Origin of the sequence: Corallococcus sp. CA054B, assembly GCF_003611625.1 — a bacterium.
GTDB classification, from domain to species: domain Bacteria; phylum Myxococcota; class Myxococcia; order Myxococcales; family Myxococcaceae; genus Corallococcus; species Corallococcus coralloides.
In genome coordinates, this window is record NZ_RAVY01000164.1 from 1 (window position 1) to 21,809 (window position 21,809).

Sequence of the window (21,809 nt, forward strand, 5' to 3'; positions counted from 1 at the left end):
GCCGCGTCCCAACCCAGCGTGCCCACCGCGACGAGCGCGGCCTCGGCGGTCCGGACCGGCACGTTCCAGGGCGTTCCCGCCGCGCGCCATCCCCCCCCTCCACGGGCCACACCGCCACCAACTCATCCGCGAGCACGGTCCCGCCCGCCTCGCGCCACAGCCCGCCCAGGGTGCTCTTGCCCGCGCCGGAGTGCCCCACGAAGAGCGCGGCGCGGCCCTCGTGCACCAGCCCCACGCCGTGGATGAGCAGCCCGCCACGCTTCGCCAGCGCGGCCGCGAGCATCACCTTGATCACGTTCTCCACCGGGTACCGCCCGGACCCGATGACGTCCGCGTGGCACCGATCCGAAGAGAGCGCCGCGGAGTACCCGGCGCCCTCCACGCTCAGCGTCCCGGAGTCACCGGGCGTAAGCCGGGGCAGCTCCTGCATCTCAGGTGGAGCAAGGGGACCGGGAGGGTTCCGCATCACCAGCCGGGCATCGGGCGCCACGGCCTCCGGAGCGAGGAACGCGCCGAACACGCGCCGGAGCGGACCGGCGAGCGCTTCATCTTCCACGTCGAGCGCCACAGTCCACCCGGCCAGGGTGATCCGGAGCGCGCCGTCACGGGGACCCGGCAGGGGGTCCCCGCCGTTCACGGCACGCACTCCCCTTCGCCGGGGATGGTGCACATGGACAGCTGCGCCAGCGCGACGAAGGGCTGCTCCCACAGGATGGCGGGAGGCACGTACACGGCGGACGCGGCCGGCGGCTTTGGCACGGCGGGCCCCGCGGGCGGCTGTGAAGGGCGTTGGCTCACGTGATGGCCCACCTAGAAGGGCACCGGAAAGGCACAGATTCGACCATCCGCGGTACCGACATGCAACCGGCCCACGGTGTGATCGATGGTCGGCACGCCGATGAGCTGCGCCGGCCCCACGGTCACCTGCCCGGTGTCCGTCCCATCATTCTCCAGCTCCAGCTGGTGCACCTTGCCGTCCGAGCTGCCGACGTAGACGCGCGGCACGCCGTTCACGTTGAGGGTGAAGAGGCCGGACGGGTTCGCGATGGGCGTCGTCCACATCCTCGCCGGGACGTTGGTCGTGTTCGCCGCATCGATTGAGTAGTGCTCCACCGTGTCATTCGTCCGGCTCACCACGAAGCCCCGGCCCTGGGGCCGCACGAAGTGGGTGAACGTCCGCGGCGTGGAGCCCTCGACCTGGACGGTCCACGCGACCTCGTACGTGGCCGGATTCACGCCGTACACCCGGCCGTCGTTGGCGGTGACCAGGATCTGGTTGGTCGTGGCATTGCGGACCACGCTGAACTCCAGGTCGCCCAGCTCGAGCCGCGCCACCTCCGCGCCCGTGAGGCTGTTGAGCACGCGCAGCGTGGCCGCGCTCGTGCCCGACAGGGTCGGCACGTAGAGCCGGTTCGTCGTGTAGTCCACCATCATGCCGCCGCTCACCACGCCCAGGTCCCCGGGCCGGTAGCGCCAGATGAGCGCGCCCGTGGCCGCGTTGAGCGCGACCACCTGGTTCTGCGCGGACGTGTTGCGCGTGGCGAAGATGGCCAGGTCCACGTTCGAGTACGTCGTCCGGTACTCCGGGTTCGCGTAGTCGAGCAGCTGCGTCACCGGGAACGAGCTGATGTTCCCCAGGCCCAGCGTGGTGTTCCGCCACAGGAACTCGCCCGTGGCCGCGTTGAGCACCGCCGGCATGCCGGTCTGATCCCCCACGACGATCCACTGCTGCCCGGGCCGGCCCAGCAGCGGCACCACCGGGAAGCGCGTGGCGATCTTCCCCGCCATCTTCACCGGCCGGAAGCGCTCCGCGCCGTCCTCGGACGGGTTCGTGGTGTTCGTGCGCGTGGCCACCACCGAGTCGTTGAAGGAGCTGAAGATGCCCACGCCCAGCTCCGTCACGGGCTGCAGCGTCGCGTCCAACCCCACCGAGTAGCACCACAGCGGGTTGCCCGCCACGCGAGCCCGGGGAGTGACCAGCAGCCCCTGCGAGGTGGGCTGGTTGCCCGGCCCGTACCGCAGCTGATCATCCGCGTTGAACACGCGGTAGGTGTACGTCGTGCCGTTCGTCACCGCCGTGTCCGTCATGGACGACGCGGAGCTGAACTCGTCCACGTAGGCCACCGTCGCGTTGCCCAGCACGTCTCCCACCGCGTAGCGCATGCCGCTGGTCGGCGCGGTGTTGGGCGGGCTCGTCCCTTCCGCGCGCAGCACCAGGGTGCCACCGTGGTTGAAGGGGTTGTCCCAGGTGAGCGTCACGCTGCCGTCGCGGGCCACGCCCGTGAGCCGCCCCACGTCCGGGGACGCGGCGACCGAGAGCAGCGTCATCGTCGCCTCCACGTAGATGCGCGGATCGTTCCAGCCCTGGTTCAGCTCCAGCCGGTGGCGGAAGGCCGTGTCCGCGGTGACGGCGGTGAAGCCCGAATAGGTGATGCGGAAGGCGGCCTCGCCGCCCACCGGGATGCCGGTCTCCGACTCCCAGAGGAAGCCGGCCGTGTCCGTGGAGACGTTCCAGTCGCCGAAGGCCTGCGGGCCCGACGCAGCCACCGCGAAGTAGTTCACCGCGGGCCTGAACAGCTTCACCTCGTAGATGGGCAGCGTGCCCCGGTTCTGCACCGTGTACGCCACCGTCACGCCCGTGGCCGCGGTGGACATCGTCTCCTGGCTCAGCCGCACGCGGTGCTCCACGATGCGGCCCTTGCGCGCGGTGACGGCATCCCCCGCCACGGCTGAACCGTTGAGCGTCCCGTCCACCTGCGCCTGGAACTGGTAGCGGGCGCCGGGCGTGCCCGACACCTGGTAGCGCCACGTGAACTGCGCGGAGGCCCCCGGCGCCAGCTGCGCCACGCTCTCCGGCGACGGCCCGGACACGAGCGACGCCGTCGCGCTCCCCAGGAGCACCGGCGGGCGCGGGCGCACCTGGGTGTACGTGTTCGTGGTGGAGGTGTTGAGCACCGTCAGGCGCAGCGTCACCTGATCACCCGCGAACGCGTCCACGATGTCCATGTCCGCCGCCGCGACCAGGTTGCCCACGTCCGCCATGGGCGAGTCCACCAGCGGCGCGTTGGAGACATTGTTGCTCGTGCGCGCCCGCACGCGCGCGGCCACGGCGCCAGCGGCGGTGGGCCGCAGGTTGGCCACGAAGATGCCCGCGGAGCGCACCGCGACGGACAGGTTGCCAGCGGGGTTCTTGCTCACGGTGGTGAGCGGCACGCTGCTCGTGGAGGCGGGGTTGTCCAGGACCACCGTGGCCGCTCCCGTCCCCCGGTTCTCCACCACGACGCGCGCCACCGTCGTGCCATTGACCGCCAGCATCCGGGGCGACAGCGTCACGTTCGAGGCCAGGATGCCGCGCGTCCACGGGGTCGTGCTGTTGAGGGTGATGCCGTAGCTCGTGCCATCGCACTGGTCGCGGCCATACGTGCCCGTCACGAAGCGCTCGTTGACGGCGTCGCTGGCGGCCGCTGGGGCCACCACGCTCAGCACGAAGCGCGCGGACTGGGTCCGCGCCAGGCCGCGTCCTTCATCGATGCAGCCCAGCGTGGACTGGAAGGTGATGCGCCGCTGGTTGGAGTCGATGTACTCGATCTTCCAGTTCGGGTTCTCCTCCGCCGGCAGGCCACCCAGGAGCTGGTAGCCGGTCGGGAGGACGAACGACACCTCCGACAGGCGCGCGTCGTTCGTGGACGTCGACGTGTTGGTCACCTCCACGACGAGCTCGGACGCCTCACCCACCACCACCCGCGCGACCGTCTCGCCGGCGGTGGGGATGGGGCGCACGGTCCAGGACGTCTGGGAGAAGCCCACCGCGGGCAGCAGCACGGCGACGAGCGCGAGGATGCGGACGTTCATGGCGTGCATCACGTCACGGCTCCAGGGTGAAGGACGTGGCGGCCAGCTGCGCCCCATCCAGGAAGAAGCGCACCTGCCAGGTGCCCGTCATGCGCGTCATGGACACCTGCGTGCCCGCGACCGGCAGCGAATAGCGCAGCGTGCGCGTCTCCTCCGGCGGAGCCTCCACCGTTGAGCTCCGCTTCTCGTACGGACGCCCGCCCGGCGCGATGAACTCCACGTCCACCAGGCCCTTGTTCCGCACGCCGCTCACCACGAAGTCCACGTCCACCTGCTGCACCTCGGACAGGGCCGTGGGCTCGGAGCCCACGCCCACCACCTCCGCGCTCCCGGTCGGGGGCGGCGCCGGCGGCGGTTCTTCCGGTGGCGGCTCTTCCGGTGGCGGCTCCTCGCCCGCGGGGGCCGGAGGCGGCGGCCGGGCCACGCTCCCGCCACCGGCCAGCACGTCGGCCGAATCGACGGGGGTGACGGAGCCGCTGCCCTGCCCCGGCTTCACGGCCGACGGCGGCGGCAGGGGGGACACCCCTTCCGAGCACGCCGACAGCACCATCGCACCCGCCAGCACGGTCACGAGCGCCCGCATCATGTTTCCTCCAGAGGCGCGGCACCGGCCGGCGCGCGCACTTCGTCCAACAGACCTCGCCGCTGAAGCTCCTCCAGGAAGCGCAGCGTGTCGGTCAGCACCGGACCGACGTCGGTCGAAAACTCGGAAGCCACCTGCTCCGCCACCGCCCGGGCCGTGCGCTGTCCATCGCACAGCGCCCAGATGCGCGCCGCCGTCGGGTTGAGCCCGCGCAGCGTGCGCCCCTCCGCGTCCAGCACCAGGAAGTCCGCGCCAAAGCCCTCCCCCGAGGTCCCCGCACGCCGCCGGGGAACGCTGCCTTCCTGAAAGCTCATGCGCGGCCCGTCCTTCCCAGCCACGCGGCCACCTGGCGCTTCAGCGTCGCGCGCCAGCGGCCCAGCCGCCGCGGTCCCACGTCCCAACAGTCCATCTCCAGCAGCGCGCCGCCCCGGCGCACGCGCCGCGCACGTCCCAGGATACGGACGAGAGGCAGCGGCGGATCTTCCATGCCGCCATTGTCCCCGCGAAGCGCACAGACGCTGCCGTCACACCACCGCACCCGGTGCAGCACCAGCGAGGACTCGAAGCGCGCCAGCACCACCTCACCCGGGCGCGGCGCCTCCACCAGCGGCTCCACTTCCGCCACGTCACCCGCACGCAACGACGGCCACATGCTGTCCCCGGCGACAGGGATCCAACGAGGGCCATCGATCACGGAAACAGGCTGGGGAGCGCTCGGCATCGCGGAGGGAATTCTACTCCACCCTCTCAATGTCCGCGAATCTCCGAGGCCTCAATCCCCCAGCGATTCCCAGGACTTACGATGCTTAACACCTTTACTCCCGGGTTTTCTGGGAAGACAGGCCGCCCCCCTCCCCTCCGGCCGGGCGCGTCATGCCGGAGGGGGAAGTGGGATCAGCCCGCGGGGGCCGGGGCCGGAGCTTCCGGCTGCGCGCGCACGGTGGCGGCGACGCTGTCGAGCGCCACGGGGACGGGCTCACCACCCGCCATCGGCTTGAGCTTCGCCTGGCCGCTGGTGCGCTCCTGCTCGCCCAGCACCAGCGTGAAGCGGGCGCCGGACTTGTCCGCGCGCTTCATCTGGCTCTTGAGGCTGCCGCCGCGCGTGTCGAAGTCCACCTTGAGGCCTTCGCGGCGCAGGCGGCTGGCGAGCTTCAGGCCCTCGTCCTGCGAGCCCTCGTCCGCCACGGCGATGAACAGGTCCGGCCGCTGGGCGAACGTCTTGCCGCTCTCCTTCAAGAGCAGCACCAGCCGGTCCAGGCCCATGGCGTAGCCCACCGCGGGCACGTCCGGCCCGCCCAGGCCCTTCATCATCTTGTCGTAGCGCCCGCCGCCGCCCACGGTGCTGGCGGTGCCCAGCGCGGGGTGCGAGGCGATGAACTCGAAGACGGTGCGCGTGTAGTAGTCCAGGCCGCGCACCAACCGGTGGTTCACCACGTAGCGGATGCCCAGCACGCCCAGCTTGCGCTGCAGGTCCGTGAAGTGCGCGTGGCACGGCTCGCAGAGGAACTCCAGCACGTTGGGCCCGGCCGCGGCCACCGCCTGGCACTTCTCGTTCTTGCAGTCCAGGACGCGCAGCGGGTTGCGCTCCAGCCGCTGCTGGCAGTCCGCGCACAGCTCTTCCTTGTGCGCGTTGAGGTACTCCACCAGCTTGGCGTGGTACGCGGGCCGGCAGTTGTCGTCGCCCAGCGAGTTGATGTTCAGGGTGACGTCCGTGAGGCCCAGGGCCTCCAGGAACTGCACCACCACGTCCATCAGCTCCGCGTCCTGCGCGGGCTCCTTGGCGCCGTAGGCCTCCGCGCCAATCTGGGAGAACTGACGGTAGCGGCCCGTCTTCATCCGCTCGTAGCGGAACATGGGCCCCATGTAGAACCAGCGCGACACCGGCTCCTGGTTGTTCACCGAGTGCTCGATGTACGCGCGCGCCGCGGGCGCGGTGCCCTCCGGACGCAGGGACAGGCTGCGGCCGCCCTTGTCCTCGAAGGTGTACATCTCCTTGCCGACGATGTCCGTCTCCTCGCCCACGCTGCGCACGAAGAGGGCCGTGTCCTCCACCATCGGCGTGCGCACCTCGCCGTAGCCGAAGCGGCCGAACAGCGTGCGCGCGGTCGACTCCACGAACTGCCAGATTTCAATCTCGCCCGGCAGAAGGTCGTTCATCCCCTTCACGCCGTTGATCTTCTGGCTCACGTGATGACTCCGATACGCGTGCCCATGCGCACCACCGCTTCCGGCTGCATGCTGTCATCCCAGCGCACGCGGCCGGGCTCGAAGCAGAGGATGACGGTGGAGCCCATCTCGAAGCGGCCCAGCTCGCCGCCCTTCTCCACCGGGATGCCCGCGCTGTAGCTGTGCACCTTGCCGGGCTGGCCCACGTGCGTGGTGATGTCCTCGTAGGACGCCTTGATGCGCGACACGCAGGTGGCGCCCACCTTCACCACCGCCACCTTGCCGGCCACGGTGTCCAGGTAGGTGACCAGCCGCTCGTTCACGCAGAACAGCGACTGCTTGTTCTTCACCGACGCGGGGTTCACCGGCCAGAACTCACCCGGGATGTACGCGTACCCGGTGATGGTGCCGCCCAGCGGCGAGTGGATGCGGTGGTAGTCGCGCGGAGACAGGTACACCGTCGTCCAGGCGCCGCCGTGGAAGGGCTTCGCCGCCTGCGAGTCACCCAACAGCTCGTCCACCGTGTACTCGATGCCCTTGGCCTGCAGGCAGCGGCCGTTGTCCGCGTAGCCCACCTGGGACACCCGGCCGTCCACCGGGGACACGACGACCTTCTCACCGGCGTCCACCGGGCGCAGGCCCGGCTTCAGGCCGCGGGTGAAGAACTGGGCGAAGGTCGGGTACTTCTCGAAGGAGTGCTCCGCCTCCTCCATGTCCACGTTGTACGCCTTGGCGAAGGTGCGCATGGCCCAGTGGTGCACCGGCGCGGGCGCGGGCAGGCGCGTGGCCAGCCCCACCGCGGAGGACACCGCCGACTTGGGGAGCACGCGCATCAACTTCATGAAGGTCTGTTCGTTCATCGAAGGTCGTCAGCTCTTGAAAGAGAGAGGTTCAACGCCCGCCACTGTCCGCGGGCACCGTGCCGCCGTCCTCATAACGGCGCACGGTCCGCATGGCGCTCTTGGGTAACAGCGCCAACACACGGCCGTCTTCAATCACCAGCACGGAGTCCCGGTGGGTGGGGTACCCCAGCTGGCAGGACGCCCGGTCGCTCAGCTGCCAGGTTTCCCGCATCCCCCGCTCCTCCACGGTGACGGGCGTTCCGCGGGTGAAGCAGCCCTCGAAGCCCGCCACCAGCTGGGAGGCCGGGGTGCCCATCTGGGGCCCGGCAATCACCCCGGCGTCCTCCGGCCCGGCGTCCACAGGCTCCTCCGCCACGGGCTCGGGCGGGCGAGGGATGTCCGTTGAAGAAGGGTCCAGGGTGGGCAGCTTGCCGGCGTTGGCCACCGCGCGGCGCTGGTCCTCGAGGGCCGCCTGCATGCGCGTGCGGCCCGCCTGGATGCGCTGGAGCAGGTCCTGGGACGCGACGGAGTCCACGCTGTCCGCGGGCACGCGCTGCAGCTGCGCCTCAATCTCCCCGATGGAGGGGTCCAGGTACGCGTCGTCCAGCTTCTGGGCGTAGAGCGCCGACCACCGGCGGCTGGCCTGCTCGAACTCGGGCGAGGGCGGCGCGGGCGAACGGCTGCACCCGGCGACGAACAGGAAGGCTGCGAGGCCAAGGCCCATGATGGGCCGCTTCGGACGGAAGACCTGGGGGCGCACAGCCCCGGTTTATGCCACCTTCCGTCCGGCCGCGCCCCTTTTCCGCACGGGGTGCGGCAGGCGCACCTACACGCCCAGGAACAGCCGCTTGCCGAAGTTGAGCGCCAGGTCCGCGTCGAAGATCTTCTGCGCGGAGGTCTCGATGTCGTACTCCACGCGCAGGTACTCCACCGTGCGCGCGTCCGTGTCGCAGATGACGAAGCAGGCCCGGTTGTCGTAGTCGCGCGGCTGGCCCACGCTCCCCACGGACACGATGTACTTGTAGCCCTTGCGCAGCACGAACTTCTGCGCCACCACGTCGTTCACCTCGCCGTTGCCAATGGCGAACGCGCGGCACAGGTGGCTGTGGCCGATGAACGTCACTTCCGGCAGCTCCGCCACGTACGGCGTCAGCTCCCGCGCCTGCTCCAGCGCGAAGATGTACTCGTACGCCTTCGGGTCGATGGGCGACCCGTGGCAGAAGCCCACCTCGCCGATGCGGTACGTGTACGGGAGGCTTCGGAGCCAGGCCAGGTTCTCGTCGGAGATGACGTTGGCGCTCCAGTCGAGCGCGTGCCGGGCGGCGTCGTAGTAGTACGAGTAGTCCATCCGCCCCGCCACCGCGGCGTCGTGGTTGCCCAGCAGCGTGATCTCCGCCACCGAGCGCACCAGCTCACAGCACGGGTTGGGGGACGCCCCATAACCGACGATGTCCCCCAGCGACACGAAGCGGTCCACCTTCTGGTGCTCCGCCACCCTCAGCACCTCCGTGAGGGCCTCGATGTTGGAGTGGATGTCGGAGATGACGGCGATGCGCATGGGAACCCTAGGGGTGGGTTTGCTGCTGGGAGATGATGCGCCGCAGACTCGTCAGCGCGTCCGCGTCCAACGCTTCGAATCTCAGGCCCATGCCCGGGGGCCGGCCGGCGGGCTGCTCTTCCTGCCGCAACCAGACGACCGTGGCCTGCGCCTGCAACTGCGTGTCCGTCGCCTGCTGGGTGAGCCGCACCTGCGTCCGCGTCCCCGCCGCCAGCGGGGTGCTCGTCCTCACGAAGAGGCCGCCCTCGCTCAGGTTGGCGATGCGTGCATACAGGGTCACGTTCTCACCCTCGCACCAGCAGCGCAGGAGGGTGCCGACCCGCGCGTGCTTTCGATTTTCGCTCAACCGGGGGACCTCCCGACGTGGAACCTTCCCGTCCACGTCGGCGCTGAAAAAGGACGTCCGCACCGGATTTATTCATCCACTGCGTCCGCCCGAGCCTAGGGAGGGTGGGTGCGGCCCGTCAAGTTCCACACCGGGCCATCCGTTCCCTCGCCGCGCTCCCCTACCCGCCGAGCGGGCCCAGGTCGTCGAAGTGGGTGAGCTTCTTGAACTCGGCGAAGCGGGCGTGGATCTCCGGGCGCTGCACCTCGCGCAGGCGCTCCAGGGAGAACTTCTCCACGGTGAAGGAGGCCATCACGCTGCCCATGACCATGGCCTTGCGCAGCACCTGCTGATCCACCTTGCCGGCGCCGGCGGTGGCCAGGGTGCCCATGAAGCCGCCGGCGAAGGTGTCACCCGCGCCGGTGGGGTCGAACACCTCCGACAGGGGGAAGGCCGGGCAAGCGAAGATGTGGTCCTGGTCGAAGAGGAGCGCGCCGTGCTCGCCGCGCTTGATGACCACGCGGGACGGGCCCATGGACAGGATGGCGCGGGCGGCCTTCACCACGTTGTGCTCGCCGGACAGCTGGCGCGCCTCCGCGTCGTTGATGAAGAGCAGGTTCACGCGCTGGAGCGTCTTGAGCAGCGCGGGGCGGCTGCCCTGGATCCAGAAGTTCATCGTGTCCGCGGCCACCAGCTTGGGCGCCTTCACCTGGTCCAGCACGCGCGACTGGAGCTCCGGGTGGATGTTGCCCAGGAAGACGTAGGGCGTCTCGCGGTAGGCGGCCGGCAGGTTGGGCGAGAAGGACTCGAAGACGTTGAGCTGGGTGTCCAGCGTCTGCGCCTCGTTGAGCTCCCAGCCGTACTTGCCCTTCCAGCGGAACGTGCGGCCGGACTCACGGGTGAGCCCCTCCAGGTCGATTCCGCGCCCGCGCAGGAACTGCAGGTGCGACTCCGGGAAGTCCTCGCCAATCACCGCCACCAGCTGCACGGGGCCGAAGAAGGACGCGGACGTGGAGAAGTAGGTGGCCGAACCACCCAGCACGTCCTCCTTCTTGCCGAAGGGCGTTTCCAGCGAGTCCAGCGCGATTGAACCGACGACGAGCAGAGACATGGGGGCTTCTTCCTGGGGGTGACCCGGCGCGGGTACGGCATCGCGTCAGGGCACGGCGCATTCCAGGGGAAACCCCGTGCCCGTGCCGGGTACGACACCTTCCCGGCAACGTCAAGGGGACAACGGTCTAGAAGGTCGGGATGCCCGTGGTGGTGATGAGCGCCTTCAGGTCGTCGTCGGTGAAGAAGAAGCCCGCGCCGAAGAAGAAGTCGCGGCCGGCGATGAGGCGCCGGGTGGCCGCGTCGCGCTGCCGGGCGTTGAGGATGTCGTCCATGCCCGCCATGACGTACAGGTGGTCGAACGCCTGGGCCTTCAGCATGGCACGCAGGCGCGGGTAGCGCAGCTCGTCCGCCGTGAAGTTGAACGCGTCCATCTTCAGGGTGAGCACGTCGTCGAAGAGGTGCAGGTCCGCGCCCACGCCGCCCGTGGATTCAATGAGGCCCACACGCAGGGTGGTGAAGTAGTAGCGCTTGGCGAACTGGAGGCTGACCTTGAAGGACTCCTTGGTCACCTTCTGCGTCTGGATGACCGGGTCCCCTTCCGACGGCGGGTTCGTCTGCACCACCTGCGTGCTGACGGAGCCGCGCGGGTCGTCGATGATCTCCAGCAGGTAGTACTTGTCCGGCTTGGGGATGAGCTTCAGCGTCAGGCCGTTCTTCGACGCGCCCTGGGACACCAGGTAGCTGCTGAACAGGCCCACCTCCGTCTGCAGGGTGCTGAGGCGGGTGGCGAACTCGCTCACGTCGGTGACGGCCTCGCTGAGGCGCTGGCCCAGCTGCTCGTCGGTGAGCAGCGCGCCCGCGGCGCCCTCGCCGTCCTTCACCTTGCGGGTGATGTCCTCCAGGTTGGCCAGGGTGTTGTCCAGCCGGCCCAGCGTCTGCTTGAGGCTGGAGACGCTCTCCTTGAACTCCCCTTCCCCGCTGCCCACGATGTTCTTGACGGTGCCCAGCACCTCGCGGACGTCCTGGGTGATGCGCTCCACGTTGGTGACGATGCGCGTCACCTCCGCGCCGTTGCCCTGGGTGATGGCGCGCACGTCGGAGGACACGCCCTCCACGTTCGCCATGATGGTGTCCAGGCGGTCCGTGTTGCGGCGCACCGTCGCGTCCACCGAGTCCGACAGGCGGACCAGGTTCTCCACGATGCGCTCCAGGCTGCCCGCGCCCTTCTCGCCGCCCAGCACCTCGCGCAGCGCGCCCGTCACCTGCTGGATGTCGGAGGTGATCTGCGACAGGGACTCGAAGACGGCCTCCACGCCCTGGGTGTCGATGACGCGGCGGATCTGCCCGCCGTTCTCCAGCTCCGGCGCCTGCTCCGTGCCGGGGTTCAGGTCCAGCAGGTAGTCGCCCAGGAGCGACTCCGAGCGCTTGGTGACCGCCGCGTCCTGGCGCAGGTCCACGCCCTTGCGGATCTTCAGCCAGACCTTCGCGCGGGTGCCTTCCAGGCTGATGTCGCTGATCTCCCCCACGGGGATGCCGGCGATCTGCACGCGGCCGCGGACCGCCAGGCCGGACGCATCCCGGAAATAGGCCCACACCTGGGTGGAGTCTCTATCGCTCAGTCCGCCCTTCGTGGCGAACAACACGAACGTGATGAGGAAACCACCGGCGGCGAGGACCAGCAGGCCAACACGGAAGGGCGTGACGAGCTTCTTCACCTGATGTGACTCCGAGCGCTACCACCGGCCGCGCGCGACTCTAACGATTTGCATGCCGGGTGCCAGCTTTTCATGAAGGGCTGGAATCCTTGGGGGACCGGTTTCCCTACCCGGGTGTCTCTTAGTTCTTGCCGAACCACGTCTGGAGGAAGACCTGGACGGCCGGGTGCTGGGACTCCCGCAGCTTCTCCGGCGAGCCGTGCTCCACGATGACGCCCTTGGACAGGAAGGCGATCTGGTTGGCCACGTTGAAGGCGGACGCGATGTCGTGGCTGATGACCACGCTGGTGACGCCCAGCTCCTTCTGCGCGGTGAGGATCATGTCATCCACGGAGTCCGTGGTGATGGGATCCAGGCCGGTGGTGGGCTCGTCATAGAGGACGACCTTGGGGTCCAGCACCACGGCGCGCGCCAGGCCCACGCGCTTGCGCATGCCTCCGGACAGGTCCGCGGGGAAGCGGTCCTCCACCTCGCGCTTGAGGCCCATGAGGTCCAGGCGCTTGCGTACCTTCTCCCGGATGGCGTCTTCCGGCAGTGACGTGTGCTGGCGCAGGGGGAAGGCGACGTTCTCGAACACCGTCATGGAGTCGAAGAGCGCGGCGGCCTGGAACACCATGCCGAAGCTGCGGCGCACCTGCTGCAGGCCCTCCACGCTCATGGGGACGATGTCCTGCCCGTCGATGATGACCTGGCCGCTGTCCGGCTTGAGCAGGCCGATCATGTGCTTCATCAACACGGTCTTGCCGGAGCCGGAGCCCCCCAGGATGACGCAGGTGCTGCCCGCGGGCACGGTGAGGTTGATGCCGGTGAGGACCTTGTTGCCCGAGAACGTCTTGTGCAGGTCCACGATGTCGATCATGGCCCGCGCGGACTCGGGCGGAGTCGGGGGGCCCATCAGTGCATCAACATGCCGACGATGAAGTCGAGGATGAAGATGGCCAGCGCGCTCGACACCATGGCCTCCGTGGTGGCCTGGCCCACGCCCTTGGCGCCGCCGGACGCGTTGAAGCCCTTGTAACAACAGATGAGGGCCACGGAGAGGCCGAAGATGGCGCCCTTGATCAGGCCCTCGTAGACGTCCGATGGCGCCATCCACTGCTGGGTGCGTGACAGGAACGTGCCGGGGGAGATGCCCAGGCCGAAGACGGCGACCACGTAGGCGCCGGTCATGCCCGTGGTGTTGAAGAGCATGGTGAGCGCGGGGACCATGAACAGGCCCGCGAGCACCCGGGGCACCAGCAGGTACTGCACCGGGTTGACGGCCATGGTCTCCAGCGCGTCCACCTGCTCGGTGACGCGCATGGTGCCCAGCTCCGTGCACATGGCGGAGCCGGCGCGCATGGTGACCATCAGCGCGGCGAACACGGAGGCCAGTTCACGCGTGAGCGTCAGCGCGACGGTGGGGCCCACCAGGCTCTCCGCGTCGAACAGGGCGAAGGCCGTGGACGTCTGGAGGGCGAACACCATGCCGGTGAAGGTGCCGGTGAGCCCCACGATGAAGATGGAGCCCACGCCCACGAAGTCCAGCTGGGTGAAGAGGTTGTTCAGCCGGAATGGGCGGCGCACGCTCCAGCGGAAGACGTCCAGGCCCAGGGAGACCACGCCGCCAATGCTGCTGATGACGTCGATGATGCCCTTGCCGAGGCCCTCCACCGACTGGATGAAGGCGCCGGTGAACCGGTTGGGTTTGCTGGGGGTCTCGGTGGTCATGCGTTCAGGCGGGCGACTCTACGTGCTCCGGACGGCGGCACAAGGGAACTGAGCGCGGGCCCATCCCACCCCCACCTCCATCGGCTGGTTGCCCGGGGGGCTCCCACGCGGCGCGCGGGTGGGATGCGATGGGGCTTCCTCCGCCTGGGGTCGGCCGTTATGTTGCGCGGCCCTCTTTACTTCCACGCCCGGCGCGCCCTGTGGGGAGTTGCCGGGCCAGAGCGACACGACAGCATGGCTACTCAGAAGGTCGGCGGCGAGGTGGATGCCCAGTGCACCCGCTGCAAGATGAACCTGGCGCACACCATCCTCGCGATGGTGGGTCCGAAGATCGTGCGCGTCCGCTGCAACACCTGCGGCGGGGACCACGCGTTCCGGGGCGCCGCGGGCGTCACGGACCGTCCCACCAAGGCGGCCACCACCCGCGCCCCGCGCGCCGCGTCCTCCGGCGGCACCACCCGCGCGGAGAAGGTGATCATCTCCTTCGACGAGCAGTTGGCGGGCAAGGACATCGCGAGCGCGCCCAAGTACAGCCCCAAGGACACCTACAAGGTGGATCAGGTCATCCACCACCCGACGTTCGGCGTGGGCCTGGTGACGGCGGTGCGCGGCGACAAGGTGGACCTCACCTTCCGCACGGACACCAAGACGCTGGTGCACGGCCGGGGCGGGCCGCCGACGGACAAGCCCGTCTTCAGTCCGCCGACGAACAAGCACACCGGCCCCGCGGACAAGCCCCAGGCCGAGCCGCCCCCGGAGGCGGAGGCCGCCGCTGAGACTTCCCTGCCTTCCGGGGATTGACCCGGAGGCCGGAGCGGCGGTCAACTGGGACGCTGGGTTTCCCGTATGCGTCCGCCGCTCCATCTCGCTGTCTGCCTGCTGATGCTGGGGGCCGCCGTCGCACGGGCGGAACCGCCGGAGGTGGAGGCGACGCCCGGGCGCGTGGTGCTCGGGGAGGACGTCACCGTGGAGGTGCGGGTGCGGGTGCCCAAGGGCGCCGGCCCCGTGCGCGCGGCGGCCTCTTCCGGCACCTGGGAGCGGACGCGGGTGGAGGGCGGCACCGAGCGCGTCTTCCACTGGACGCCTCCGCCGGTGCGCTATCCGCTGTGGGCGGTGCTCGCGTTCTGGGTGGAGGACGGCCGCGCGCCAGAGGTCACCACCGTGCGGCTGCCCCTGTTGGGACGCACCACGCTGGACGTGTCCACGGCGCCGGGCGCGGAGGTGGTGGTCGCGGTGGGCGACGAGCGCTTCGGCCCGGTGAAGGCGGACGGGCACGGCAATGCACAGGTGCCCGTGGAGGTGCCGCCGGATGCGACGGAGGCGCGCGTGCTCGCGACCCGGGGCACGCTCACCACGGATCGCCGCGCGCCGCTGGAGGTGCCGGCCGCGCGTCCGCTCGTCGCCGCGCTCACGCCGGATCCGCTGCCAGTGGAGGGCGGTGGCTGGCTGATCATCGCGGGCGGCGAGGAGCGGATTGCCGCCTCGGAGCTGACCGTGAACGCAGAGGGCGCCACCGTGAAGCCGGTGGCTCCCAAGCGCGCGCTCTACACGGTGCAGCCGCGCGCGAACGCGAAGAACGTGTCCGTCACCGTGCGCTGGAGTGATGCGCCCGCCAGGGACGCGGTGGTGATTCAAGGCTCGGTGAAGCCCGCGGCGGCCAAGGCGGAGCAGCCAGTGCAGCTCATCACGCCCGCCTCCCCTTCCCCGTCGCCCATGGCTCCCGACGCTCGCGCGACGATGGGACGGACGTCACTGTTCCTGCTGGGCGGCGCCGCGTTCGCGAGCGGCGCCAACGATGGGCCGCTGCTGGGCCTGGGCGTGTCCGTGCCGCTGCCGGTGTGGCGCGAGCGCGTGGCGGCGGAAGCAGAGGTGGGCCTGCGTCACGCGAGCCTGGACGGACAGCAGGGAGGCACGGAGGTGCACTCGCGCGTGTGGGGGATTCCCCTGCTCTTGTCCGCGCGGATCACCCTTTTCCAGCAGGGTTCCTTCCAGCTGGACGGCCGTGCAGGCGGCGGCCTGCTGGCGTTGAGCCATCACCTATCGACGCAAGGCATTGGGTCGGGGGGCGTCTTTCCCGACGCCGTGGATGAGCGCAGAGTGCGCGCCATGGGATTCCTGGCCGCGCAGGGCGCGTATGGCTTTGGTCGCTGGAGCCTCCTCACGGAGGTGCGCGCGGCGTTGGCGCCCGTGGAGACACCGTCGCTGCGCGCCGAGCTTGGCGGCGTGTCCGTGTCCGCGGGGCTGAGGTTCACCCCGTGATGCGCGCGGGCCTGGCCACGGTGGGGATGGCGGTGCTGGCGTGGGCCTGCACGGGCGGCCCGGAGGCGCTGCCTCCGCCCACCATCGTCGGCGTGGAGCCCGCGACGCTGCCGGTGAACGCGAAGGACGAAGACATCACCGTTCGGTTCGACGCGCGCTACAGCGTGGCCGTGGACTACGGCAAGGAGCAGGTGGATGCGCGCATGGGTTCCGGCCGCATCTGGGTGAATGAGCAGGAGGCAACGGTGTCGAGCTTCGACCCGGCGGGCGTCGCCATCGTGACGGTGCCCCGCGGGCTGGGCGCGGGCGCGCACGCGGTGCGCCTGCAACTGGATGACGGACGCGAGGCGGTGGCCGAAGGCGCCCTCACCCTGCGCCCTCCGGGACAGGAAGCCATCGACCCGCCCCTCATCGAGGACGGGGGCATCCTCATCCTCACCGACGCGGGCCCCATCCAAAGCGACTTCGACGGCGGGGTCGACACCTCGGATGGCGGCCAGCAGGTGGACGCGGGCCCCGGGCCGGATGTGCCGATGCGCGAGGGCGACATCACGGGCTTCAGCTTCGACACCATCGAAGGCACGCGCGTGAGCCGGACGCCCTTCGTCATCACGGTGCGCGCCCAGGGGCCGAGGGCCGGGCACTTCCAGGGCTCGGTGGAGCTGCGCGCGTCGCGCGGCACGGTGACGCCCACCAAGATTGGCCCCTGCGACGTCGGCGTGTGCAACGCGAACATCGTCCTGGACGCGCCCGCGGGCAACGTGCGCCTCACCGCGATGGACAGCTTCGGCGCGAACGGCGAGTCCGAAATGATTCGCTTGGAGCCGTACAAGTAGCGCCGCGCCTCAGCCCGCCGCGCGCAGCAACTCCAACGTGCGCTGCATGTCCGCGGGCAGCGGCGCATCCACCCCGCGCGCTGGCAGCCCGGGCAGCGCGGGCCACTCCACGCGAGCGGCATGCAGCGGCGTCCGGGTGAGCACCTCCTGACTCCCCTGCCCTCCCAGGTCGCCTTCCGTGAGCGGAGCCTCGCGGCCGTATTGGTGGTCCACGAGCAGCGGATGCCCCAGGGACAGCAGGTGCACGCGGATCTGATGCGTGCGGCCCGTCAGCGGCTCCGCCTCCACCAGCGACGCGCTGGCGAAGGTCTCCACCGGGCGCACCCGCGTGCGGGACGGCTTCGCGTCCGGCTCCTCCGGCTTCGCCACCCGCATGCGCCCCTTGCGGCCGGCGACGAGCGGCGCGTCCACCAGCTGGGGCGCCTCCAGCCGGCCCTCCACCAGGGCGCGGTAGCGCTTGCGCACCTTGCCCGTCTCGAAGGCCTGGGACAGCGCGCGGTGCACGCCCGCGTCCAGCGCGAACACCAGCGCGCCGGACGTGTCGCGATCCAGCCGGTGCACCACGAAGACCTTGCGGCCCAGCTGGGCTTCCAGCGTGTCGCGCAGGGACGGGCCGCCCTCGCGGCCGGGGATGACGAGCACCCCGGCCGGCTTGTCCACCACCATCACGCCCGCGCCCTCGAAGAGGACGCGGGGAACTCCGCCGCTCATTCGTAGTCCGACGCCGGCACGACGGTGATGGGGCCCAGCCCCTCCAGGAGCGGCTTCACCTCCGACGCCTTGCCCAGCACCACGATGACGGGCCGGTCCGCGAAGGCGTACTTCTTCGCCGCCGCGGCGACGTCCTTGGGCGTGACCGCGCGCAGCCGGTCGCGGAACTTCTCCACCCAGTCGTCGCCCAGGCCGTGCATGCGCATGTCCCCGATGACGGAGGCCACGGACTCGTTGGTCTCCGTGCGCAGCGGATACAGGCCGGCCAGGTAGCTCTGCGCGTCCTTCAATTCGCGGGGCTTGAGGCCACCGTCGCGCACGCCGTGGATCTCCTTCAGCGCCACGTCGATGATCTCCCGCGTGGACGCCGTCTTCGTGAACGTGGACAGCGCGAAGATGCCGCCCGCGCTCATCGTGTCGAAGTAGGAGCTGACGCCGTAGGTGAGGCCCCGGTTGACGCGGATCTCGTTCATCAGCCGCGACGTGAAGCCGCCACCCAGCGCGATGTTCATCGCCGTGGCCGGGAAGTAGTCCTCGTGGCCCAGCCAGAAGCCGGGGCCTCCCAGGCGCACCTGGGACTGCGTCTGGTCCGGCTTGTCCACCAGCAGCACCGTCCCGGCCTTCGCCAGCGGCTCTTGCTTGCGGGGCAGCATCGGGTCCGCGTCCGGTCCGCCCGTCCAGCCGGCGAAGGCGCGCTCGGCCTCCGCGGCCACGGTCGCCGGATCGATGGCGCCCACCACCGTGAGCAGGGAGATGCGCGGCCCCATGCACTCGGCGTGGAAGCGGACCACGTCGTCGCGGGTGAAGGTGGACACGGTGCGCTTGTTGCCGCCCAGGTCGCGCCCGTACGGATGGTCACCCCAGATGGTGCGCGTGAAGGCGCGGTCCGCGATGGAGGACGGATCATCCAGGTCGTTGGCGAACTGCGCCAGCGCGCGCTCCCGCGCGTCCACGACCTCCTTCTCCGGGAACGTGGGCTCGCGCATCACCTGCCCCAGCACGTCCAGCATCGCGGAGAAGTGCTCGGCCGGCGTGGTGAGGTAGACGGACAGCACGTCCTCGTTGACGCCCGCGTAGAGGCTGGCGCCCACGAACTCGATGGCCTCGCTGATGCCATCCGCGTCCATGTGCTTCGTGCCCCGGCGCAGCAGGCGCGCGGTGAAGTCCGCCAGGCCGTCCTTGCCCTGCGGATCCCACACGCCGCCCGCGCGCATCACCAGCCGCACGGAGACGAGCGGCAGCGGCCCGCGCTCGGCTGCGATGACCCTCAGGCCCGTGGACGTGGTGCTCTCATGCAGCGCGGGCAGCTTCAGCTCGCCGGTGGCGGCGGACTTCGTCGGCTCCGTCGCGGCCTTCACCAGCTTCTTCAGCTTCTTGGCCCGGGCCGGGACGGCCTTCTTCACCTGCGCGACCTTCTTGCGCGCGGCGGTGGCCTGCTTGCGCACGGCCTTGGCGGCCTTGCGGACGGTGTTCTTCACTTTGGCGATCTTTCGGGAGGCCATGGTTTACGCCTCCGCCGCTTCGTCACCGGCCTCTTCGGCGCCGGCTTCGGGATGGAGGGTGACCACCGAGCGGCGCTCGGGGGCGAAGTACTTCGCGGCCACGGCCTTCACCTGCTCCGCCGTGACGGACGCGTAGAAGGTCGGCAGGGACAGGCCCTCGCGCCAGTCGCCCAGCAGGGCCTCGTAGTGGCCCAGGGCGTGCCCCCGACCGCTGTTGGTGGACAGCTCCCGCAGGTGGTCCGCGCGCAGGTTGTTCTTCGCCTTCTGCAGCTCCTTGTCGGTGACGCCCTCGCGCGCGAGCCGCTCCAGCTCCGCGTACAGCAGGGCCTCCACCTTCGCCGCATCCGAGTCCGGCTTGAGCTCCAGGTAGAACAGGATGGTCCCCGGGTCGATGCGCCAGCTCCAGTCGAGCATCACCGACACGGCGGCCTTCTGGTCATACACGAGCGACTTCACCAGCCGGCTGCCCTCGCCCTTGGTGAGGATGTACTGGACCACGTCCAGCACCAGCGTGTCCTCGTTGCTGGCGGCGGGGCCGCGGAAGCCGATCATCACGGACGGCGACTGCGCGGGGTGGCGCACCACGGCGCGGCGCTCGCCCTTCTGCTCCGGCTCCGCGTTGAGCACCGGCGCGGGCGAGGGGCCGCGCGGGATGTTGCCGTAGTAGCGCTTCACCAGCGCGAGCGTCTTCTTCGGGTCGATGTCCCCGACGATGTAGAGCACCGCGTTGTTGGGCGCGTAGTACGTGCGGAAGTACTCCTGGCAGTCCTCGCGGGTGATGTTCTCGATGTCCGCCATCCACCCGATGACGGGCCAGCGGTACGCGTGCGCCTTGTAGACGAGCGTGCCCAGCTCCTCGTCCATCATGCCGGGGATTTCGTTGTCCACGCGGACGCGGCGCTCCTCCATCACGACCTGACGCTCGCTGGCCAGGGTCTGGTCGGAGATGCGCAAGGAGCGCATCCGGTCCGACTCCAGGTCGAGCACCGTCTCCAGCGCGTCCGCGCTGAAGTCGTCGTAGTACACGGTCATGTCATTGGACGTGTACGCGTTCGAGCGGCCGCCGTTGGACTCCAGCGTCTTGTCGAACATCTTGGGGCCGTACTTCTTCGCCCCGTTGAACATCATGTGTTCGAACAGGTGGCTGATGCCGGTGATGCCGGGCCGCTCATTGCGGCTGCCCACCTGGAAGAAGGTGTAGAGGCTGACCACCGGGGCCTGATGGTTCGCCAGCAGGCGGACCTTGAGACCGTTGGGCAGCGTTGCCTCGTGAACGTCGAAGAGCGCGGCGAGCGTGGGGTCCACCGCGCGCACGGCGGTGGACCGCGGGGATGCCTTGGACATAGGTGCCACACCGTAACCACGGCGCGGCTAGAGATCCACGACACCTTGACGCAGGGCCATCACCACCGCGTCCACATGGGAGTTGACGCCCATCTTCCGGTAGATATGCGACAGGTGCGTGCGCACCGTGCGCCGCTCCAGCGTCATCACCCGCCCCACCTCCGCGTTGGACAGGCCCTTGGCCACGTAGCGAAGGACGTCCAGCTCCACGGCCGTCAGACCCCAGGGCAGCTCGGCGGGCTTCTGGGCGGGCCTGGCTTGGATGGACTGGAAGTAGTTCCAGAAGCGCCGGGCGATGATGGGCTCCAGCACGGTGCCCCCGTCCATGACCTCCTGGATGCCGGAGCGGATCTTCTCCGGCCCCACCCGCTTCACCAGGTAGCCGGACGCGCCCGCCTGGATGGCCTCATAGACCTTCTGCTCGTCCTCGAAGGACGTGAGAATGAGGATCTCCACCTCGGGCGCGCGGCGCTTGACCTTCTGGGTCACCTGGATGCCGTTGAGGCTGGGGAGCTCCAGGTCCAGCAGGACGAGCTGCGGGCGCTCGCGGACGATGTCGTCCACCGCCTGCTCGCCATCCTGGGAGGTGCCCACGATCTCCAGCTCCGGAAAGGTGCCCAGCACCTTGACCAGGTTCTTCAGGAGCTGGGGCTGGTCCTCGACGACGAAGATGCGAGTGCGCTCCACGGAACTCACCGCCTGGTGGGGGGAGGCTGGAACTGTTCCTCCAGCTTCTGGTGCTGGCCCCGCGAGAAGCGGAGCTGGAAGTCCTTCTGCTCGCCGGTGGAGATGGCCACCACGCGGATGTCGCGAGTGCCCACTCGGACCGGGTAGTTCACCAGCGGCGTCGCGCGGCGCACCTTCGCTCCGTCGATGAAGACGTTCGCCGGCAGGTTCGTGCGCAGCGTGAGGAACGCGCGCTGGTTCTTGGGAGGAACGCCGGGCTCGGCGGTCTCCTCCTCTCCTTCCTCGTCCTCGATGTCCCGCGCACCCGGGTTGGGTGGAGGTGCGGGCGGTGGAGGCGTGATGGGCTTGAGCGCGGACGGGTTCGCGGGCGACGCGGAGGTGCCGTTCGCCGAGGGCGCGTTCGGGTCGTAGCGGGGCAGCTCCGGTTCCTGCACCGGCGCCAGGCCCAGCCGCCACGCGGCGACGGCGAACATGAACAGGCCCACCAGCGCGATGCCGCCCGCGATGAAGAGCAGGCGCTTGCGGCGGGTCGCGGTGTCCACCGCGTCCATGCGCGGCGTCTCCACCGTGTCGAAGCGCTGGTGCACCGGCAGGTGCCGGTCCGACGGCGCGGGCACGGCCATGTCGGAGCGCACGCGGCCTTCCGCCTTCGGCAGAGCCATGCGG

The 21,809-nt window shown here is 69.9% G+C and carries 21 protein-coding genes and 2 pseudogenes; 3 read left to right on the plus strand and 20 right to left on the minus strand.

Features of this window, described 5'->3' with window-relative positions; translation table 11 throughout:
- The 15 genes and pseudogenes from D7V80_RS30560 to D7V80_RS30625 all read right to left on the minus strand — a co-directional run.
- A pseudogene (locus tag D7V80_RS30560) lies at nt 1-637 on the minus strand (hypothetical protein); the annotation flags it as partial.
- On the minus strand, nt 634-798 hold the full coding sequence (locus D7V80_RS41935) for a hypothetical protein (RefSeq protein ID WP_158616729.1): 165 nt from the start codon (nt 796-798) through the stop codon (nt 634-636). The gene D7V80_RS41935 and the pseudogene D7V80_RS30560, both read right to left, overlap by 4 nt.
- Before the next feature lie 12 nt (nt 799-810).
- A complete protein-coding gene (locus D7V80_RS30565) occupies nt 811-3,861 on the minus strand; it encodes a PQQ-binding-like beta-propeller repeat protein (RefSeq protein ID WP_120591511.1) in 3,051 nt (1,016 codons plus the stop codon).
- A 4-nt stretch (nt 3,862-3,865) separates the two neighbouring features.
- A complete protein-coding gene (locus D7V80_RS30570; protein ID WP_120591497.1) occupies nt 3,866-4,438 on the minus strand; it encodes a hypothetical protein in 573 nt (190 codons plus the stop codon).
- A complete protein-coding gene (locus D7V80_RS30575; protein WP_014397086.1) occupies nt 4,435-4,749 on the minus strand; it encodes a PqqD family protein in 315 nt (104 codons plus the stop codon). Before D7V80_RS30575 ends, D7V80_RS30570 begins: the two co-directional genes overlap by 4 nt.
- A complete protein-coding gene (locus D7V80_RS30580; RefSeq protein WP_255417668.1) occupies nt 4,746-5,156 on the minus strand; it encodes a S24/S26 family peptidase in 411 nt (136 codons plus the stop codon). The genes D7V80_RS30575 and D7V80_RS30580 overlap by 4 nt, the downstream gene beginning before the upstream one ends.
- 173 nt (nt 5,157-5,329) lie before the next feature.
- The gene (hisS, locus tag D7V80_RS30585) at nt 5,330-6,592 is read right to left on the minus strand and encodes a histidine--tRNA ligase (protein WP_233585839.1); all 1,263 of its coding nucleotides are present in this window, start codon (nt 6,590-6,592) and stop codon (nt 5,330-5,332) included.
- A 26-nt stretch (nt 6,593-6,618) separates the two neighbouring features.
- Complete coding sequence (gene asd, locus D7V80_RS30590) at nt 6,619-7,461, minus strand: archaetidylserine decarboxylase (protein WP_120591500.1); 843 nt, start codon at nt 7,459-7,461, stop codon at nt 6,619-6,621.
- A gap of 31 nt (nt 7,462-7,492) precedes the next feature.
- Nucleotides 7,493-8,167: a hypothetical protein gene (locus D7V80_RS30595; RefSeq protein WP_120591512.1), complete on the minus strand. Its 675-nt coding sequence runs from the start codon at nt 8,165-8,167 to the stop codon at nt 7,493-7,495.
- 102 nt (nt 8,168-8,269) lie between these two features.
- A complete protein-coding gene (locus D7V80_RS30600; RefSeq protein ID WP_014397091.1) occupies nt 8,270-9,001 on the minus strand; it encodes a metallophosphoesterase in 732 nt (243 codons plus the stop codon).
- Nucleotides 9,002-9,008: 7 nt separating this feature from the next.
- Nucleotides 9,009-9,347, minus strand: coding sequence for a TIGR02266 family protein (locus tag D7V80_RS30605; RefSeq protein WP_014397092.1), 339 nt, complete (start codon nt 9,345-9,347; stop codon nt 9,009-9,011).
- Between the two features lie 160 nt (nt 9,348-9,507).
- Nucleotides 9,508-10,437 (minus strand): PfkB family carbohydrate kinase, encoded by a 930-nt coding sequence (locus D7V80_RS30610; protein WP_120591501.1) that lies wholly within the window; start codon nt 10,435-10,437, stop codon nt 9,508-9,510.
- A gap of 127 nt (nt 10,438-10,564) precedes the next feature.
- Nucleotides 10,565-12,094: an MlaD family protein gene (locus tag D7V80_RS30615; protein WP_120591502.1), complete on the minus strand. Its 1,530-nt coding sequence runs from the start codon at nt 12,092-12,094 to the stop codon at nt 10,565-10,567.
- 121 nt (nt 12,095-12,215) lie between these two features.
- Nucleotides 12,216-12,953 (minus strand): ABC transporter ATP-binding protein, encoded by a 738-nt coding sequence (locus D7V80_RS30620; protein WP_120591503.1) that lies wholly within the window; start codon nt 12,951-12,953, stop codon nt 12,216-12,218.
- A gap of 35 nt (nt 12,954-12,988) precedes the next feature.
- Nucleotides 12,989-13,804 (minus strand): ABC transporter permease, encoded by an 816-nt coding sequence (locus D7V80_RS30625; protein WP_120591504.1) that lies wholly within the window; start codon nt 13,802-13,804, stop codon nt 12,989-12,991.
- 234 nt (nt 13,805-14,038) lie between these two features.
- On the opposite strand from D7V80_RS30625, the gene D7V80_RS30630 reads away from it, so the two are divergent.
- The 3 genes from D7V80_RS30630 to D7V80_RS30640 are packed head-to-tail and all read left to right on the plus strand — an operon-like array spanning nt 14,039 to nt 16,899.
- A complete protein-coding gene (locus tag D7V80_RS30630) occupies nt 14,039-14,605 on the plus strand; it encodes a hypothetical protein (RefSeq protein WP_120591505.1) in 567 nt (188 codons plus the stop codon).
- Between the two features lie 45 nt (nt 14,606-14,650).
- On the plus strand, nt 14,651-16,063 hold the full coding sequence (locus D7V80_RS41940) for a hypothetical protein (protein ID WP_158616730.1): 1,413 nt from the start codon (nt 14,651-14,653) through the stop codon (nt 16,061-16,063).
- On the plus strand, nt 16,063-16,899 hold the full coding sequence (locus D7V80_RS30640; RefSeq protein WP_120591506.1) for a hypothetical protein: 837 nt from the start codon (nt 16,063-16,065) through the stop codon (nt 16,897-16,899). The genes D7V80_RS41940 and D7V80_RS30640 overlap by 1 nt, the downstream gene beginning before the upstream one ends.
- A gap of 9 nt (nt 16,900-16,908) precedes the next feature.
- Here D7V80_RS30640 and D7V80_RS30645 read toward each other — a convergent pair whose 3' ends face one another.
- The 5 genes and pseudogenes from D7V80_RS30645 to D7V80_RS41945 all read right to left on the minus strand — a co-directional run.
- Nucleotides 16,909-17,610 (minus strand): RluA family pseudouridine synthase, encoded by a 702-nt coding sequence (locus tag D7V80_RS30645; RefSeq protein ID WP_120591507.1) that lies wholly within the window; start codon nt 17,608-17,610, stop codon nt 16,909-16,911.
- A complete protein-coding gene (locus D7V80_RS30650; RefSeq protein WP_120591508.1) occupies nt 17,607-19,112 on the minus strand; it encodes a pitrilysin family protein in 1,506 nt (501 codons plus the stop codon). The genes D7V80_RS30645 and D7V80_RS30650 overlap by 4 nt, the downstream gene beginning before the upstream one ends.
- Before the next feature lie 3 nt (nt 19,113-19,115).
- A complete protein-coding gene (locus tag D7V80_RS30655) occupies nt 19,116-20,456 on the minus strand; it encodes a pitrilysin family protein (RefSeq protein ID WP_120591509.1) in 1,341 nt (446 codons plus the stop codon).
- A 27-nt stretch (nt 20,457-20,483) separates the two neighbouring features.
- The gene (locus D7V80_RS30660) at nt 20,484-21,143 is read right to left on the minus strand and encodes a response regulator transcription factor (protein ID WP_120591513.1); all 660 of its coding nucleotides are present in this window, start codon (nt 21,141-21,143) and stop codon (nt 20,484-20,486) included.
- A gap of 5 nt (nt 21,144-21,148) precedes the next feature.
- A pseudogene (locus D7V80_RS41945) lies at nt 21,149-21,809 on the minus strand (serine/threonine protein kinase); the annotation flags it as partial.